17 protein-coding genes are annotated in these 15,745 nt (G+C 41.8%); 7 read left to right on the forward strand and 10 right to left on the reverse strand.

Annotation, left to right across the window (positions count from 1 at the left end; translation table 11 throughout):
* Genes AC0VYC_RS17645 through AC0VYC_RS17660 form a run of 4 tightly spaced genes read right to left on the reverse strand, consistent with a single transcriptional unit; the run spans position 1 to position 4,262 of the window.
* Complete coding sequence (locus tag AC0VYC_RS17645; protein WP_047945799.1) at positions 1–876, reverse strand: GNAT family N-acetyltransferase; 876 nt, start codon at positions 874–876, stop codon at positions 1–3.
* On the reverse strand, positions 873–2,051 hold the full coding sequence (locus AC0VYC_RS17650) for a DegT/DnrJ/EryC1/StrS family aminotransferase (RefSeq protein ID WP_427243527.1): 1,179 nt from the start codon (positions 2,049–2,051) through the stop codon (positions 873–875). The genes AC0VYC_RS17645 and AC0VYC_RS17650 overlap by 4 nt, the downstream gene beginning before the upstream one ends.
* Positions 2,052–2,072: 21 nt before the next feature.
* Positions 2,073–3,485, reverse strand: coding sequence for a capsular polysaccharide export protein, LipB/KpsS family (locus tag AC0VYC_RS17655; protein ID WP_212359618.1), 1,413 nt, complete (start codon positions 3,483–3,485; stop codon positions 2,073–2,075).
* 6 nt (positions 3,486–3,491) lie between these two features.
* Positions 3,492–4,262 carry a glycosyltransferase family 2 protein gene (locus AC0VYC_RS17660; RefSeq protein WP_304717716.1) on the reverse strand — a complete coding sequence of 257 codons (771 nt, stop codon included), beginning with the start codon at positions 4,260–4,262 and terminating at the stop codon, positions 3,492–3,494.
* A gap of 175 nt (positions 4,263–4,437) precedes the next feature.
* Between AC0VYC_RS17660 and AC0VYC_RS17665 the strand changes: the two genes are divergently transcribed.
* From AC0VYC_RS17665 to AC0VYC_RS17675, 3 genes are all read left to right on the forward strand, one after another.
* Entirely contained in the window at positions 4,438–5,112 is a 675-nt protein-coding gene (locus AC0VYC_RS17665) for a YIP1 family protein (protein ID WP_073413058.1), read from the forward strand.
* Positions 5,113–5,450: 338 nt separating this feature from the next.
* Complete coding sequence (gene gerQ / locus AC0VYC_RS17670) at positions 5,451–5,993, forward strand: spore coat protein GerQ (protein WP_007497781.1); 543 nt, start codon at positions 5,451–5,453, stop codon at positions 5,991–5,993.
* Positions 5,994–6,124: 131 nt separating this feature from the next.
* Positions 6,125–6,742: a cupin domain-containing protein gene (locus tag AC0VYC_RS17675; protein ID WP_019743221.1), complete on the forward strand. Its 618-nt coding sequence runs from the start codon at positions 6,125–6,127 to the stop codon at positions 6,740–6,742.
* A gap of 41 nt (positions 6,743–6,783) precedes the next feature.
* Here AC0VYC_RS17675 and AC0VYC_RS17680 read toward each other — a convergent pair whose 3' ends face one another.
* The 3 genes from AC0VYC_RS17680 to AC0VYC_RS17690 form a co-directional block, all read right to left on the reverse strand.
* Positions 6,784–7,155, reverse strand: a complete 372-nt coding sequence (locus tag AC0VYC_RS17680; RefSeq protein WP_003215282.1) for a DUF423 domain-containing protein — start codon at positions 7,153–7,155, stop codon at positions 6,784–6,786.
* Positions 7,156–7,222: 67 nt separating this feature from the next.
* Positions 7,223–8,533: a purine/pyrimidine permease gene (locus AC0VYC_RS17685; protein ID WP_041507947.1), complete on the reverse strand. Its 1,311-nt coding sequence runs from the start codon at positions 8,531–8,533 to the stop codon at positions 7,223–7,225.
* Between the two features lie 33 nt (positions 8,534–8,566).
* Positions 8,567–8,899, reverse strand: coding sequence for a YwdI family protein (locus AC0VYC_RS17690; protein WP_008343634.1), 333 nt, complete (start codon positions 8,897–8,899; stop codon positions 8,567–8,569).
* Between the two features lie 172 nt (positions 8,900–9,071).
* Here AC0VYC_RS17690 and AC0VYC_RS17695 point away from each other — a divergent pair, with 172 nt between their 5' ends.
* Positions 9,072–10,430, forward strand: a complete 1,359-nt coding sequence (locus tag AC0VYC_RS17695; RefSeq protein ID WP_340958860.1) for an aldehyde dehydrogenase — start codon at positions 9,072–9,074, stop codon at positions 10,428–10,430.
* A gap of 26 nt (positions 10,431–10,456) precedes the next feature.
* On the opposite strand, the gene AC0VYC_RS17700 is transcribed toward AC0VYC_RS17695, so the two are convergent.
* Both AC0VYC_RS17700 and AC0VYC_RS17705 read right to left on the reverse strand, forming a co-directional pair.
* Positions 10,457–11,143, reverse strand: coding sequence for a uracil-DNA glycosylase (locus AC0VYC_RS17700; RefSeq protein ID WP_047945809.1), 687 nt, complete (start codon positions 11,141–11,143; stop codon positions 10,457–10,459).
* The gene (locus AC0VYC_RS17705) at positions 11,140–11,967 is read right to left on the reverse strand and encodes a glycosyltransferase family 2 protein (protein ID WP_041091348.1); all 828 of its coding nucleotides are present in this window, start codon (positions 11,965–11,967) and stop codon (positions 11,140–11,142) included. Before AC0VYC_RS17705 ends, AC0VYC_RS17700 begins: the two co-directional genes overlap by 4 nt.
* Positions 11,968–12,088: 121 nt before the next feature.
* Between AC0VYC_RS17705 and AC0VYC_RS17710 the strand changes: the two genes are divergently transcribed.
* The 3 genes from AC0VYC_RS17710 (at position 12,089) to AC0VYC_RS17720 (ending at position 15,058) form a co-directional block, all read left to right on the forward strand.
* The gene (locus AC0VYC_RS17710) at positions 12,089–12,400 is read left to right on the forward strand and encodes a general stress protein (protein ID WP_475388945.1); all 312 of its coding nucleotides are present in this window, start codon (positions 12,089–12,091) and stop codon (positions 12,398–12,400) included.
* Positions 12,401–12,526: 126 nt separating this feature from the next.
* The gene (locus AC0VYC_RS17715; protein WP_008343648.1) at positions 12,527–13,336 is read left to right on the forward strand and encodes a bifunctional hydroxymethylpyrimidine kinase/phosphomethylpyrimidine kinase; all 810 of its coding nucleotides are present in this window, start codon (positions 12,527–12,529) and stop codon (positions 13,334–13,336) included.
* An 867-nt stretch (positions 13,337–14,203) separates the two neighbouring features.
* Entirely contained in the window at positions 14,204–15,058 is an 855-nt protein-coding gene (locus AC0VYC_RS17720; protein ID WP_178929761.1) for a helix-turn-helix domain-containing protein, read from the forward strand.
* A gap of 379 nt (positions 15,059–15,437) precedes the next feature.
* Here the strand turns inward: AC0VYC_RS17720 and AC0VYC_RS17725 are convergent, their stop codons facing one another.
* Complete coding sequence (locus tag AC0VYC_RS17725; RefSeq protein ID WP_008359596.1) at positions 15,438–15,692, reverse strand: hypothetical protein; 255 nt, start codon at positions 15,690–15,692, stop codon at positions 15,438–15,440.
* Positions 15,693–15,745 lie beyond the last annotated feature (53 nt).

Raw genomic sequence — 15,745 nt, forward strand, 5'->3', positions numbered from 1 at the left:
TTACCTCTCTCCTTTTTTCGGCCACACATGGTAATACAAAAAGGCATTTGTTGTCCTAAACCCCATCTTTTCGTACAGCTGGATGGCTGTCGTATTATGAAGCTGTGTCCCCGCAGAAATGAAGTGATGCCCTCTGTGATGAGACACTTTCATCATCTCAATAAACAGCTTTTTTCCGATCCCTTTTCCTTGAACATCCGGTCTAATCGCAAAAAGCTCAAGCCCCATCTCATGCCCCTTTGTCATACCTTGAATCAAGCCAACCACTTCATCATTCACCTTAGCAACGAGGTTGATATCTGCGCGTCCGAGTAAGTTGTTTCTCATCCACTCCTGATAAAAATGCTGAACAACACGCTGGTCTAAATATGGATCAAGGGCATAACGGCTTTTCACAAAAGCCTGATCACCTAGTAAGACCGCCTCATCGTAATCCTTTTCATCTGGCACACCCATCACCACATCTTGATCTGATGATGGCATCTCCATGAGGGCAGGCGGTGCCTCAAGCCTAGTGAGACCACCGACATAATACACATGAGATAGTTTTTGAACAATGCGGTTTTTTTCAAGATCAGCCGCCTCAAGACGTAAAAAGAAAAAATCACATTTTTCTGTTCTCATCCAATTAATGAATCTCTCCATCAATTCTTTAAAGAGCAGCGCTGATTCTGCTTCCACAAACTTCACATGAAAAATATGCTTGTCAAAAATGCCGCTCTCCCATTTGGACCATTCGTATAACAGCACTGCTTTGAGCTTAGCGCCGCTGACAAGAGCAAACTGCTGGAATCCTGCCATGCGTTCCGCTTCATGACCATATGTTTTCAGCCAAGCTGCCAGCACCTGATCATCTATTGCATGAACGACTTTCATGAAGAGGCCTTCTTGTCTTTTAAAATTGACACAACTGCGGTGATGACATCCTGCACATCTTCATCTGTCATACTTGGATAGAGCGGGAGCGAAAGCGTTCGTTTGTAATAAGTGAGTGCCTCAGGGAAATCCCCTGGTGAATGGTTGTAGGTCTCTTGATAATATGGATGCAAGTGAACGGGAATAAAATGAACACTCGTGCCGATTTTATATTCCTTTTGCAGCTGATCAATCATGTCATCGCGTGTGATCATTGCTTCTTTTGGATCAACTTGCAGCACATATAAATGCCACGCATGTCTTCCCTCATCATGTACAGGCGGCAAGATGAGACCAGCTTCATGTTGAAATGCCTGATTGTATGTCTTCGCAATCTGTTCTCTACGTGTCTGCATCTCCTTCAACCGGCTTAGCTGAACGAGCCCTAACGATGCTTGCACGTCAAACATGTTCATTTTATAGCCCGGTTCCTCGACCTCGTAATACCATGTTCCCTTTTCTCCATAACGATTCCACGCTCCCTTGCTCATCCCGTGAAGCGCCAGCCTTCTGATTCTAGCCGCAAGTGCATCATCATTTGTCGTCAGCATGCCGCCTTCACCAGTCGCTATGTTTTTCGTTGCATAGAAGCTAAAAGCGGTCGCATCACCAATTGATCCAATCGGTTGATCATGATAGGTCGTATAGAGGGCATGAGCGGCATCCTCCAACACGAACAAATCATATTTTTTGGCAATCGCTAAAATTTGGTCCATATCACACGATTGACCAGCAAAATGTACAGGGACAACCGCTTTCGTATGTGGTGTAATGGCCGCTTCTAATTTTTTCGCATCTAGATTGAGTGTCGCCGGATCAATATCCACGAAAATAGGGGCTGCCCCCGTATGGATGATCGTATTGGCTGTTGCGCAGAACGTCAGAGGCGTTGTGATGACCTCATCACCAGCTCCAATGCCTCTCGCCTTTAACGCTAAAAATAGAGCAGCTGTACATGAATTGACTGCTATTGCGTGCTTCGCTCCAGTCAGCTGCCTAAACTCTTCTTCAAACTGTCTAACTTTTGGTCCGGTGGACAACCAGCCGGACTTTAATGTTCCAATGACTTCATCAATTTCTTCCTGTTCAATAAAAGGCAGTGCATAAGTAAGAAATTGTGCTCTCTTTTGTCCCATATCGCTTGCACACCCCTATCTTCATCTCTGAAAATCCACGCCTGTTTTTGTTTTGAGCAGAGAAAGCAGAACATCGGTCGATTGTGCATGCGGATAATGCTCTTGAATGAAACGAGCTCCTTGCTGTTTCGCCAGCTTCATTTCTTGTTCATCCGATAAAATACGGATCGCTTTCTCGGCCAGCTCAATAGGGTTTTCCATGTGGCAGCTGCCAAGCGACTCGTAATAAGGGTATCTTCTGCCTTCTGTCATTTTTCCAATCAGTACACTCTTTTTAAAGAGCATTGCTTCCAGACCAACTGTTGATGTGAGCGTTATGACCATATCCATATACGGCAGGAGGTCATACAAGTCGATCTCTTTTTTAATTAATCTCACATGGTTCCCCGCACGTTCAATCGCTGTGTAGTCATTTAACCGATTTCGAGCAATTTCCCACGGATGCGGCTTCATAATCAGCTGAATATCTTTCCGTTTTGCAATTGTTTTAAGAACATCACCGTAAAAGGCTTCTGAAAACGGCTGTGTTGCCACGAGCACAGTCTTTTTGGCAGGATTGAAGTTCAATTTACGAAAGACCATTTCCTGTTGAAGCGGTGTTCGCTCCTGCACCAAATCAAATCTCGGGTGACCTGTGATCTCCACCTGCTCAGGCTGACAGCCTTTGTCTACATACCAGTCCTTTTCATATTTTCCAAACACTCCGTGGCAGGTGGTGAAAATCGGCAAAAAGGCTTCGTCTCCCATGAGCGCACCGTGCTGAAGACAAATACTTGTGAGATGGCGCTTCACGGTTTGCAAGGCGAGCACACGGCTATATGCATCCTCCGTCGTACCAACCACGACAGCTGTGATCGGCTGCATCTCAAATAGCGTTTCTATTTGGTCAATCACATCAATAAATTGCACAATGTCCTTCCGAAGCTTTTCTCTAAAAAAGACATTGCCAAAGACAGGATGCTGGGCGTAAGGTTTCAATAGAGCATTTGCTTTTTCAATATATTCAACATGGGCTTCTTTATTAACCTCTCCGGCTAATTCCGGCTTGCTGATCACTGGTAATCCGAAATAATCAGCCTTCTTCCAGCGCGCGAGCACCACTGTTTGGTTCGGATGGAACCGCGTGTAATTTTGTTCAGTAAAACGCAGGTGTTCAAAGTGAAGCAGCACCTTTCCATGACTCGGACGATAAGGGGTACGCTTGATCTGCTGTTTATGCTGATCAAAAAAGGGCTGAATGTCTTGTGGCTTTGGACAAGTTGTTGTCAGCTCTTCACCAAACGCCTTATCTTCCATACGTTCCCTCACTTCAGGGCTGATGTATTGATAAAAATTACTGATTAATCCAAGGGGGATGTGGCGATAGGATAAGTCTTTCATCAGATTCACATACTCAAAGTACACCTGCCAATAATGATGAATATAATGCGACACTTAAGGTCACCTCCCATGTCTTTGTTTTAATATATGGCGGAGCTCCCTGCAGGTAGACTGGGGAGGAAGTGCTTGAATAAAATCGCTTTTCTCATCTTCTGCCAACTGATAATGAATAGACTGTTCTGTGATGTAGTTTGTATCCAATACCTCATCAAAAGGGTAGAACGGATAAAAGTGATTTAATCTAAAAAAGAACCGCGCATCCCCTATTCGATAAAAATGCGGACTCTCGTCCCAGTAGGATCCAAACTCAGCTTGAATCTTTGTTAAAATGGATGCACGATGTACAACTGAACAGTGATCAATAGCACAAGGTGCATTCCACTGCACCGTTTGCGCAGGTCGAATCGTTTCCTTTACTGGCTGTTTTTCGCTATTTAAATAGATAACTTTTGAACTAGAATAGACAATATGTTCATTCGGACGAGCATCTAAATAATTCGTGAGCTTCTCTAAACGGTCTGGTGCATAGACATTGTCATCTGTGGCATAGGAAATATACTCGCCCTTTGCCTGTTCTAATGCTTGATTAATGAGGACGGCATAGCGTGTTTTCGCCGTTCTTTCCTCCAGCGTTTTCACCCCGCTTTGGATAAAATGGATGCGTGGATCTTTACGGAAAGGCTCAATAGCAGCAAGGGTTTGTTCGTTTGATCCATCATCCATTATAAAAAGTTCAAAGTCTGACAAGGTCTGCTGCAGCACCGCTTCAATTGATCTTCCAACGTAGGCCGCTTTGTTGTAGCTCGTCATAATGACCGTTACTTTCGTCAATGTTTTCACCTCGGTCTCTTTTAAACTATGGTTATCATATGTGTCTCCTCTTAAAGAGACTGTAGAGTGACCTATTTTTTATAAAATTGGATTTTTTTCATGATCTATCTTTGAAAAACGTAAAAATTTTGGTAATATAAGTAATCATTTATGTGTATTAAAGGAGTAAAGAACATTGGAGTATATGAAGAGTGATCTCTCCCAAGAAGAGGAAGCAAAAGGTTTTTTTCGATTCTTTAAAATTTTTGTCGCGACAAAAACGATTATTCGCTCATATGAACATACCTCTATTCCCATGTGGCTGATGATACTCCTTGCAAGTATCGCTGGTACTAGCTGGATGTACGAAGGGTATTTTAGTGAGTATATGGGCAATCATATTCCATATCCTTTTATTCTGTTACACGGAGCAGGTTTTGGTATTTTAGTAGGCAATTTTCTTCTATTTTTCGGTTCATTCATTTTACAGTGGTTAGGGCGACTGTTTTTTGGCAGTAAAGCGCCGTATCGAGATGTGCTCAAAGCTTGCACACTGACGGTCATTTTTCCTTCCACCTTATTTGCTCTTACTTGGATTTTTACTGTGGGGTTGCTTGGTCCGTATACATTTGTGAAAATCTCACCCTATTTAGACCAGCACTATGAAGTATGGTATTATCTCAGTGTTTTACCACTGGTTGATGCGTATACCAAGACATGGATATTTGGGATGGCTGTTTTAGGCCTTGTAGCTGTGATGAAGCTGAGAATATGGCAGGCCTTTATCATTGCCATCACACCGATCGCCTTATTTTTCCTCATCATGACCCTTCTCTATGACGTCCAGCGGGCTATGAATTGGTTGATGTAAACAGGCATTCCTTAGATTGTTGACAAAGGGCTAAAATGAACTTTATTTTAGCCCTTTGTCTTCTTTTTAGCGTGATAGAAAACCTTTGCAGTCTAGGAAGGACGAGCATCGGCGCGGAGCGAATTTGACATTCGTGAGCACCGAAGCGCAGGACTGACACCGAATGCGAGGGTTTGTCTACACGCTGAGGAACTGCACAAAGCAGTTCCTTTTTTTCGTTCAATGTACATATTCTCTCTTCCTGTCTCATAGTGTGAAAGAGAAAAAGAATGCTATGGAAACAACAGGCGCTTTTCTGCCTTCTGTTTAGAACACCATGAGGAAAGAGGAGGAACGTTATGAAATTGAAAAATCAATTTGGGCAAGGTTCGGGTTTCGAAGGTCAAGATTTTCGCCAGCAACAATATGGAGCAAATCCGTATCCTGCGCAGCAGATGGGTTATTCAGTCCCTCCCCAAACGCAGGGTCAAATGCAAGGTCAAATGCAGCAGGGGTATTCGCCAATGCCGTCTACTGGTACTTCACAAGGAGGCCAAGGTGGGCAAAGTGGCGGGCAGCCCTATCAAATTCCTTCGGGACCGATTTATCAGCAGAACGTCACCGGTCAGCTGCCGCTTGAGCAGTCCTATATTGAAAATATTTTACGATTAAACCGCGGCAAAGTAGCCACGATCTATATGACGTTTGAGGCAAGTAAAGAATGGAACTCTAAGATTTTTAGAGGGGTCATTGAGGCCGCAGGACGTGATCACATTATCATTAGTGATAACAAAACAGGGACACGATACTTATTGTTAACAATCTACCTTGATTACATTACGTTTGATGGGGAAATTCAATATGACTATCCATACTCGATGTCTACGTATTCTCCGAGATAACCTCAAGGTCCTATCAGCAGCAAGGTGCAGACGCCCTTGCTTTTTTCTTTTGTCTAGGTTTTTGACACACCTTCGGGGGAAGGCTCATAAGATGCCTAGTAGTTTTTATTAAACGCCTAGAGGTGACATCAATGACTGTTGAGCTGGATTATACATCGCCGAATGTCAAATATTCATTTGATCTGAACCAAAGCCCCCTTGTGAAATATGACCAACACAACCTGATTAATGTTTTAGGAAAAAAACAATTAAATTCGCTCGATCAAGTATCTCTGCTGGATATATATTTGAGTAAAAGCAAAGTAGTAGAGCCTCATTATCATCAAAATGCTGCCGAGCTTGTTTATTGTATCGCCGGCTCTGCTGCTGTATCCATGTTGAACCCTTTTACCAAAAAGCTGTCCACCTACACCATTACCCCTGGGCAGGTAGCCAATGTGCCACAAGGCTGGTGGCATTACGAAGTCGCCTTGCAGGACAAAACCCATTTGTTAGCCATTTTTAACGCATCGACGCCAGAAGTCATCTTAGGTTCAGACCTTCTAACCCTCACGCCTTCTCACATCATGGCACATACTTATTGCATGAACGAAACGCAGTGGAAGCAGGCGACGCAGCCTGTGAAACCTGGTGTGTTTATCGGACCTTTCTGCCACCGGGAGGAAGAGACACAAACGCACCCTGTCCCCCCTTCCCACTATGTACCTTATTATCAAGCACCTCCGAACTATTCTCCTTATTGGAGTTAAGAAAAAAACCGATGCCCCTATGAGAGCATCGGTTTTTTATCTTATAAATTTTTTGCTGCTGCAATCACTAGCATGATCCAAGAAGCGATAAATGCCACTCCGCCAATTGGTGTAATGGCACCTAGAATCTTCACCTGAGTCAAGGCAAGCACATAAAGGCTTCCTGAGAAGAAAAGAATGCCTGCCAGCATCACCCAGCCAGCGGTCGGCACTAGGGAAACACCTGACAGCTTATCTGCCAGAAAGGCGACAATAAATAGGCCAATGGCATGGAACATCTGATATTGAACCCCTTTATTCCATATCTCAATATACTTTTCAGGAATTTTCCCTTCCAGTCCATGTGCACCGAAGGCTCCAAGACCAACCGCAAGCATGGCGTTAATGGCACCTAATATGAAAAATAGTTTCATTCGTCATTCTCCTTATCTCATCAATTATGTTTATCATAGCGCGGGTCTTATCCAACATTCAACTTTCCTATGATGCTGACACGAGATTGTCGGATTTCTTCTTCTTTCGCAGTAGCACTTGATCGACCACAATCGCAATCAGTGTGCCAAGCACAAGACCATTGCTCAATAAAGAAATCAGCACAGGATGCATGCCTTTCAATGCCCCCTGCGGCACAAACATTGCGCCCACACCTGCTAAAACAGCGATGCCAAGCACAAATCGAATGCGCGGGATGTCTTCTTTTTCATACTGATCGAATTCAGACATAGCAATCCCAATCATAGAAGAGAACACCACAAAGTTCACAGCCAGCCCCACAGGAGAAGGCAATGCAGAGAAAAAGCTCATCAATAATGGAAATAAACTAATGAGGACAATGAGCAGACTGCCAATAAAAAATGGCTTTCTCGATGGAATTTTGGTTGTTTGTATAAAGCCCGCTGCCCCCGAAATAGGGACAGGCGCAATCGCACCAATCAGTCCGCTTAGCAAATGACCAAATGCGGCGACAAAACCAGCCGGTCTGGCTCGTTTCCGCTCACGCAGTTCACCAAATGCCTTGACGGAACTTTCCACAATTCGAATACTTGCCAGCATATTCACAATGAGTAAGATCGTAATAAAAAAGGACGTGACAAGCAGTCCACTGTCAAAGACTGGCATGCCAAACGGAAACAGTTTTGGAAACTCAATGATCTGCTCAGGAATGCGAACTGGCTTCGCTAGTCCGAGTAAAGCAAATAACAGCCAGCCGCCTGCAAGTGCGAATAACACAGAAAACTGTCTTAAATAATGCCATTTTGAGCGGCTGATCATGAAGGTGATGACAATAATCAAGATCGATAGACAAAAGACAAGCCCATCTACCTGATTTCCCCGATAGCCGATCCCCATCAGCCCTTTCATGATTGGCTGACTTAACTGCACAACAAGTAGCAGCAAATAAATACCTGTGACAACCGGCGTAAATAAAGACGCAAGCCAATTAATGATTTTAAAGAGACTAAAAATAAAAAAGAACGCAGCACTAAAAATTAAAGCCCCTTGTAATGCTTGCAAGGTTTCAGGATATGTGGCAAAAATCGTCCCTGTCATGCCTGCATATAGGGTATATACCCCCCACCACAGCCCTGCTGGACTTTCATTGATCGGCAACATATGACCGCATAAACACTGCACCATCGCCACAAGTCCAAGTGAAAAGAATGTACTCTGAATCAGTTCCGCCGACTGCACTTGATTTAATTCAAATGCTTGTGCAATCGCAATCGGCACAGCAATAGAAGCTGCGATAAAAAATGCCATCCACTGAATGGCGCCCAAAAATAGTTTCAACCCGATCACCTTCCCTTTGTCGTGACAAGACCATTAAAAATCAAAAATAGAGTCACCGTTGCCATCTTTCTCTTGTTGACCCTCTTCTTTATGCTGAAATTTCTTTGCACCGCTAGTGCCCATCAATTTCTCTAGCATGGCTTGATCCGTAGACACAGCCGGTGCAGATGGTGTCTGTATAGATGGAGGCGGTGAAATGACCGAAGACTGCGGCATTTGCACCTGTGATGATGTGTCGAGAATGACATCACATAGTGAAGAGATGACCGCCGCTTGACGTTTCACCTCTTCATCATTTCCACTTTGTTTTGCTTTTTGAATGGCTTCCTCCATTTTTTGAAGCAGACTTGATATATGAATATTCAAGGGTAGACCCTCCAATCTAAAAAATTCGTTTTCCAACATTATTTTACCAAATGAACAAACTGAATGGGTTCCTTTTTTCAAAGCTGTGTGCTTCTGTTCCTCTTATTTGACCCTTACCCAAGATTCACACATAATAAAAAAGAAACAATATCGTCTTTGAAAGGACTGAAAGATGAGCAAACTCACTGAACTCATTCACAAACAAAAAAACGTGCAAACACCAGCGGTTCAAGATAGAATCCGCCTTCTTAACGATTTGAAAAAAGCCATTAAACATCATGAAAAGGACATATTACAAGCCTTGGCCCATGATTTACATAAATCCGAGCAGGAAGCCTATACAACAGAAATTGGCATGGTATATGAAGAGATCAATCATACCGTCAAACATCTTCACAAATGGGCCAAACCATCTCGCGCGAAAACACCTCTGACCCATATCGGATCGAAAAGTATGATCATTAAGGAACCGTACGGAAGTGTTCTGATTATTGCCCCTTGGAACTATCCTTTCCAATTGGCCCTTTCGCCATTAGTTGGAGCCATTTCTGCCGGAAATGCCGTTACTTTAAAACCGTCAGAATTAACGCCGCACGTCTCAAACGTGATTGGCACGATTGTGGAAAGCGTGTTTCAAGAAGATCTTGCAGCGGTCGTTGAAGGCGGTGTGGATGTCAGCACAGAGCTTCTGAGACTGCCTTTTGATTATATTTTCTTTACTGGAAGTGTAGCCGTCGGCAAAGTCGTCATGGAAGCGGCCGCAAAGCATCTCACACCTGTCACACTTGAGCTCGGCGGAAAAAGTCCATGCATTGTCATGCCTGATGCAGACATCAAGCTCGCTGCGAAACGAATTACTTTTGGTAAATTCACGAATGCTGGTCAAACATGCATTGCACCAGACTATTTACTTGTTCATGAATCGATCAAAGAGAACCTATTGCGTGAAATGACTACCTGTATCCGTGATTTTTACGGGGACCAGCCTGAAACAAATCCGCATTTCGGAAAAAATGTCAGCCAGCGTCATTTTGATCGGCTTTCACAATTTCTCTCAAATGGCACGATTGTGACAGGTGGACAGCGTAATGAACAAGAGCTCAAAATCGCACCGACCATTCTAGATCACATTACATGGGAAGATCCTGTGATGCAGGAGGAAATTTTCGGACCTATTTTGCCTGTCATCTCATTTGACTCTCTTCAAGAGGCAGCTGACATGATTAAGGCAAGACCGAAGCCGCTCGCTCTTTACTTATTTACAACCAATAAAGAAACAGAAGACTATATTCTAGACAACCTCTCATTTGGCGGAGGCTGTATCAATGATACACTGATGCATGTCGCCACTCCATATTTACCATTTGGAGGCGTTGGTGAAAGTGGTATCGGACGATATCATGGAAAAGAAAGCTTTTTCACCTTTACGCATGAAAAAAGTGTCCTGCGCCAGACCAATCGCTTTGATTTTTCTTTCCGATATCCAAATGCGAAAAACGGACTCGACATTGTCCGCAAATTTTTAAAATAAACAGGACGAAGGGATTTTCCCTCGTCCTATTTTGATTCGATGTCCTTGATACACCAGTTGATTTCATCAATCCCCATTTGCTTTAAATAGGCGTTTACTTTTGAGAACGGACGGCTGCCAAAAAAGCCGTTTCTTGCAGAAAAAGGACTTGGATGAGGTGACTCAATGATGTAATGCTTGCTTTGATCAATTCGTTCTTTTTTATTTTGCGCATGTCTGCCCCAAAGCACAAAAACGACTGGCTGTTCTCGATCATTCAGGACGTCGATGACGCGGTCTGTCACACGTTCCCAGCCTTTGCCTTTATGCGAGTTCGCTTCCCCTTTTCTTACAGTGAGCACGGTGTTTAACAGCAAGACACCCTGCTCTGCCCAACTGACAAGCGAGCCATGGTTAGGGACCGGACAGCCCAGGTCATCCTTTAGCTCCTGAAAAATATTTCTCAAAGATGGCGGATGTTTGACACCAGGCTGAACAGAAAAGCTTAATCCGTGTGCCTGTCCTGGGCCATGATAAGGGTCTTGTCCCAAAATCACGACCTTCACATCTTCATACGACGTCAAATGGAGGGCACGATAAATGTCATCTGGTTTTGGAAACACGATCTGCGTACGATATTCTTCCTTTACCCACTCACGTAATTCCTGATAATATGGCTGTTCAAATTCACTTTTCATCACAGCCCACCAGCTATCATTTAAAAATGGCTTCATTGCGGTTGTCCTCCTTCTGTCTGCTGTGCCAATCTTGAGATCATCGGTTTTCCATCCCATACAATCTCACTCTCTGATTCTCGTTTTTTCATCGCTGGTTCTTCTAATAGGACAGCAAAGTTTGCTGTCGGCAAATCACCCAGCCCATGCTTTTCACTCAGATCATCTAAGTAGGTCTTCCTTGTTTCACCAAGATCACTCGACTGATTGCCCCCACCATCAAAGAACGCATAGATCACACTGGCAGTCGGCACTCGTTTGGCTCGTGCATGCTGCGTAACACGCAGGAAAAAGTCCCAGTCCCAGTAGTGATGCATCGCTGGATCAAAATAGCCGATCTCATCGTGTATGCGGCGTTTGTACATACTACCAGAAGGAACATATGTAGAAAAAACACGCATGTCCTCAATGTCCGCTGTATAAGCAAACAAACGTCTTGATACTGGAAAACGAGTCGCACCTCGTTCTTCAAACGAAACAATTTCCGCATCCGAAAAGACAAAATCAGCGTCTTCTAGCGCCTTGCTCATACGTTCAATATGACAAGGTGTAAAATAATCATCGTCATCACTCAGCATAATGACGTCACCTGTCAGCTCCCGCACCCCAACATTTCTTGCGTTCACATGCTGGACATTCTCATCTAAATGAATCAAGCGGATTGGCAGCTCTGGATAGAGTTCCTGAATCACGTCCACTCGCTCTCCTGCATCATTTACGACCACAATTTCAAAAGGCTGTACGCTTTGTCTCGAGATGGATTCAAGCAGTTCACACAATGCGCTCAGCCGGTTATGTGTCACAATTAATAAAGAAATCTTCATATCGGCCTAACTCCTTTAATAGATTCGTCTTTTTCATTAAAACATAAATCGGCTTTCTTCTCATGATATAAAAGACGGTTTGATTGATCGAGAAAATGGGAATTTTTGATGAAAAGGAGTGATGATGATGGAATTTTTCACAGTTGAGAATAGTAAAGAAGCCAAACAGACGATCGAACAGATACAGTCAGCAAAGGACGATGTGTTTGTTTTTGCGTATGACCCCGAACGCTCTGATACCGTTACTGAGTATACGGAAGCAAAGAGCATGACAGCTGTCGATCAAGGGATTTTAGATCAGATCGCCAATGTCATTCGCACCAGGGATGATGAACTGATGGCCAAAATGATGTCGACCGGCGCCGATCAAGAATTAGCCTTAACGCTTGTAGAGGAGCTGAAAAAAGGGAAATTGGTGATTTGTAAAAGATAAAGAATGAGGCGTTCCATGAAGAGTGGAACGCTTTTTTATGCCGTTTCATTGTGATAAATGGAAAAGCTGATTATAATAAGGAATAGAACAGTAACTGTTACACATCACATTGGAGGTTCAGCAACTATGTCTATGAATAAAGCACTCACCATCGCAGGTTCGGATTCAAGCGGCGGTGCAGGTATCCAAGCAGATTTAAAAACGTTTCAAGAAAAAAACGTCTACGGGATGACAGCTTTAACCGTTGTCGTTGCAATGGATCCTCATAACAACTGGGATCATCAAGTGTTTCCAATCGATACATCAACCATCCGCGCGCAGCTCTCGACGATCGTGGAAGGCATCGGTGTAGATGCGTTAAAAACAGGTATGCTGCCAACAGTTGACGTCATTGAACTCGCAGCTGAAACGATCAAAACATATGAGCTGAAAAATGTCGTCATTGATCCTGTTATGGTATGTAAAGGTGCGAACGAAGTCCTTTACCCAGAGCACGCTGAAGCATTGCGCGAAAAGCTCACACCACTGGCAACAGTTATCACACCTAACCTTTTCGAAGCAGGTCAATTAAGCGGCATTGGCGAGATCAAAACGATGGAACAAATGGAAGAAGCCGCAAAACGCATCCATGAACTTGGTGCAAAATATGTGGTCATCACTGGCGGCGGTAAGCTAAGCCCAGATAAAGCGATTGACTTGCTGTATGATGGACAAACCTTCGAACGCCTTGAAACAGATAAGATCGACACAGAATACACACACGGCGCAGGCTGCACATTCTCAGCCGCAGTCACAGCTGAACTAGCCAACGGCTCAGACGTGAAAGAAGCCATTTATGCAGCAAAAGAATTCATCACAGCTGCCATTAAAGGCTCGTTCCAACTAAACGAATACATCGGACCAACGAAACATTCCGCACATCGTTTGGACAAATAAGGGGAAAACTCAAAGGATACAGAAGCAACGCAATAAACCATATGTATAAATAAATTTCAAAGTAATTTATAAAACTTACAGAGCGTATTGATGTGTAAACTAGTCATTCCTTTAATATTGCACAATTCATCAACAGTTGAACTCCCTTTTTATATTTGTTGCATTCTATATGTAATAAGTAAATTTTGGGGGTTCAACTTATATCAGTATTACAAGCCTTCCGCTCAGTCATTATAAGAGTTCTTCCACTTAAATATTTCCTGAATTCTCCTATTTTTATAAACTCCGAATGTTCCATTCATTTGATTTAATCAATCTTAATTCGTTTTGATACTATCTTTCCACATCTTCCGTGGAACATAGAGTTCACATAAAGCGACAATTTTTGGTACTCTTTAAGTCGAACTTCTCCTGATTTCATCTCAAAAGAAATTTTTTATTTCGGTACAACAACATCGACGATTACTTCTCTATTACCTAAGTATTCTTTAAAGTTTATAGAAGCAGTTATTAATACTAGGCGAGAAATCATCATCACGACAAATATTCTTATTTCAACCTGCAAAATGAACACAATTTTAATACTCAAATAAATATTAAACCAAGGTCAAGGAAAATAAGAAAAATAGTCGCCATTATGAATACATATGATGTTTTTCTATCTTCATTCCAAAAATAAAAAATTAAAATAAAAGATACTATTGTAGTGATTAAAGCCCAAATTATCATTTAGTCAACTCTCCTCTATATTTGTAATGCTGTTTATAAATAGTTCTCTACGCTTTTTCAATTTCCAGGATTTATTATATTATGGTGTGAACCATTCATAACATTTTAGTCAAATAAGACTGAAAGGGGACATTAAAATTGCTTAACAATATAGGACGGACTATGCGATCAATTAGAAAGAACAAAGGATATACTCAGCATTATGTTTCTAGTGGTTTACTATCACAAAGTGCTTATTCAAAGTTTGAACTACATCGAATCGACATACTTGCGTCATCTTTTATGGCTTTACTGGAAAAAGTAGACGTTTCTTTAGATGAGTTTCACTATATTATGAACGATTTTCAATATACTCGAAGGCAAAAGTTTATTAACGATTTTTTTCGTACGACTTTCAATCATCCAAACAAATTAAGACAATTGATAACAGAATCTGAAAGGTTGCTATCAGATTCTGAGGACCAATTGGTCAGTGATATTCAATGTATTTGTACAGCTTTAATAGTGCTCCATGAAACGGGTAGTATTGAACAAGCACGCAATCACGTAGATAATGTTTGGGAACGTCTTTCTAAGCATGAAAATTGGTACCTGATTGATATTAGACTGATAAACTCTATACTTTTTATATTTCCTATAGAAACGGCTATACATATAGCAAAGAATGCATTGAAAAGACTTAATATATATAAGAATTTTCAAGATACTTATAAAATTGAAATTAATATTCGAGTTAATTTTTCGCTTCTTTTAATAAAATACAATAAATTTAAGTCGGCATTAGTTGTATTAGAAGAAGCAATCCCTCTCTGTAAAAGACATGGTGCATACAGGGAGATGGCCATCTGCTATGGTCGTAAAGGGATATGTCTAAAAAACTTAAACATGGATTCACCTGAAGAGTATACTGAAAAAGCTGTAACAGTCCTTAGTATACTAGAGGAAAAAAAACTAGAAGAAATGTTATATACGGAGATCAAAAACTATTATTAAAGCCATAAAAATAAATTCCACAATTCAATAAGATACAAAATACAATAATTGATCTCACTTTACTGGATTGAAAGTGGGTTCAAGAAATACATAAAAGAATTTCAAAAAATAATCCTAAGACAGACCTTAGGATTATTTTTACTATCTACTCATATATTAAATAAAATATGGATATCAGTTCTCTGTTTTGAGAAGAATGGTTATCCTTCCGCATTGTAATGTTTCTTGCACTTTTATAACTCATATACATTAAATATTCTATCTACAAATTTCTATTTATCTTCATACATTAAGATTTAGAATAAAACTGACATAGATAATCTTTAAATAAAAAAAGCATACCCGCACCCAGGTACACTCTTTCACCATACTTTTTTACCTACTTTTGCTGATCAGATTCTTTCGCCATTTTTCGAATAAAGGCTTCAATGGATTCAACAAATAAGGCATATTCTTTCATTTGTTTATACGTATCTGACAGCTTCTCTTTTAATTCTTCCTGCTCTAGAGAAGGTTCACCGAGAATAGATTGGACTTGAATCAGCAATTCTTTATATTCTTCACGTTTATCTTCAACATGATCTGCCATTGTCTCCAAGCGTTTTCTAGTCGTCGGCTGCTGTTTTGAATTCAAGTAAACAACCCCTTTTTGTCCTACCGCATTTGGATAAACGTCAGCCTCAGCTG

The organism is Bacillus sp. iso_77, assembly GCF_056173625.1.

Excerpts from the sequence above, each read along its gene's own strand:
- AC0VYC_RS17705 (WP_041091348.1), bottom strand. The coding sequence starts at position 11,967 with ATGAAGATTTCTTTATTAATTGTGACACATAACCGGCTGAGCGCATTG.
- AC0VYC_RS17695 (WP_340958860.1), top strand. The coding sequence starts at position 9,072 with ATGAGCAAACTCACTGAACTCATTCACAAACAAAAAAACGTGCAAACA.
- AC0VYC_RS17645 (WP_047945799.1), bottom strand. The coding sequence starts at position 876 with ATGAAAGTCGTTCATGCAATAGATGATCAGGTGCTGGCAGCTTGGCTG.
- AC0VYC_RS17675 (WP_019743221.1), top strand. The coding sequence starts at position 6,125 with ATGACTGTTGAGCTGGATTATACATCGCCGAATGTCAAATATTCATTT.
- gerQ (WP_007497781.1), top strand. The coding sequence starts at position 5,451 with ATGAAATTGAAAAATCAATTTGGGCAAGGTTCGGGTTTCGAAGGTCAA.
- AC0VYC_RS17715 (WP_008343648.1), top strand. The coding sequence starts at position 12,527 with ATGTCTATGAATAAAGCACTCACCATCGCAGGTTCGGATTCAAGCGGC.
- AC0VYC_RS17680 (WP_003215282.1), bottom strand. The coding sequence starts at position 7,155 with ATGAAACTATTTTTCATATTAGGTGCCATTAACGCCATGCTTGCGGTT.
- AC0VYC_RS17710 (WP_475388945.1), top strand. The coding sequence starts at position 12,089 with ATGATGATGGAATTTTTCACAGTTGAGAATAGTAAAGAAGCCAAACAG.
- AC0VYC_RS17650 (WP_427243527.1), bottom strand. The coding sequence starts at position 2,051 with ATGGGACAAAAGAGAGCACAATTTCTTACTTATGCACTGCCTTTTATT.
- AC0VYC_RS17700 (WP_047945809.1), bottom strand. The coding sequence starts at position 11,143 with ATGAAGCCATTTTTAAATGATAGCTGGTGGGCTGTGATGAAAAGTGAA.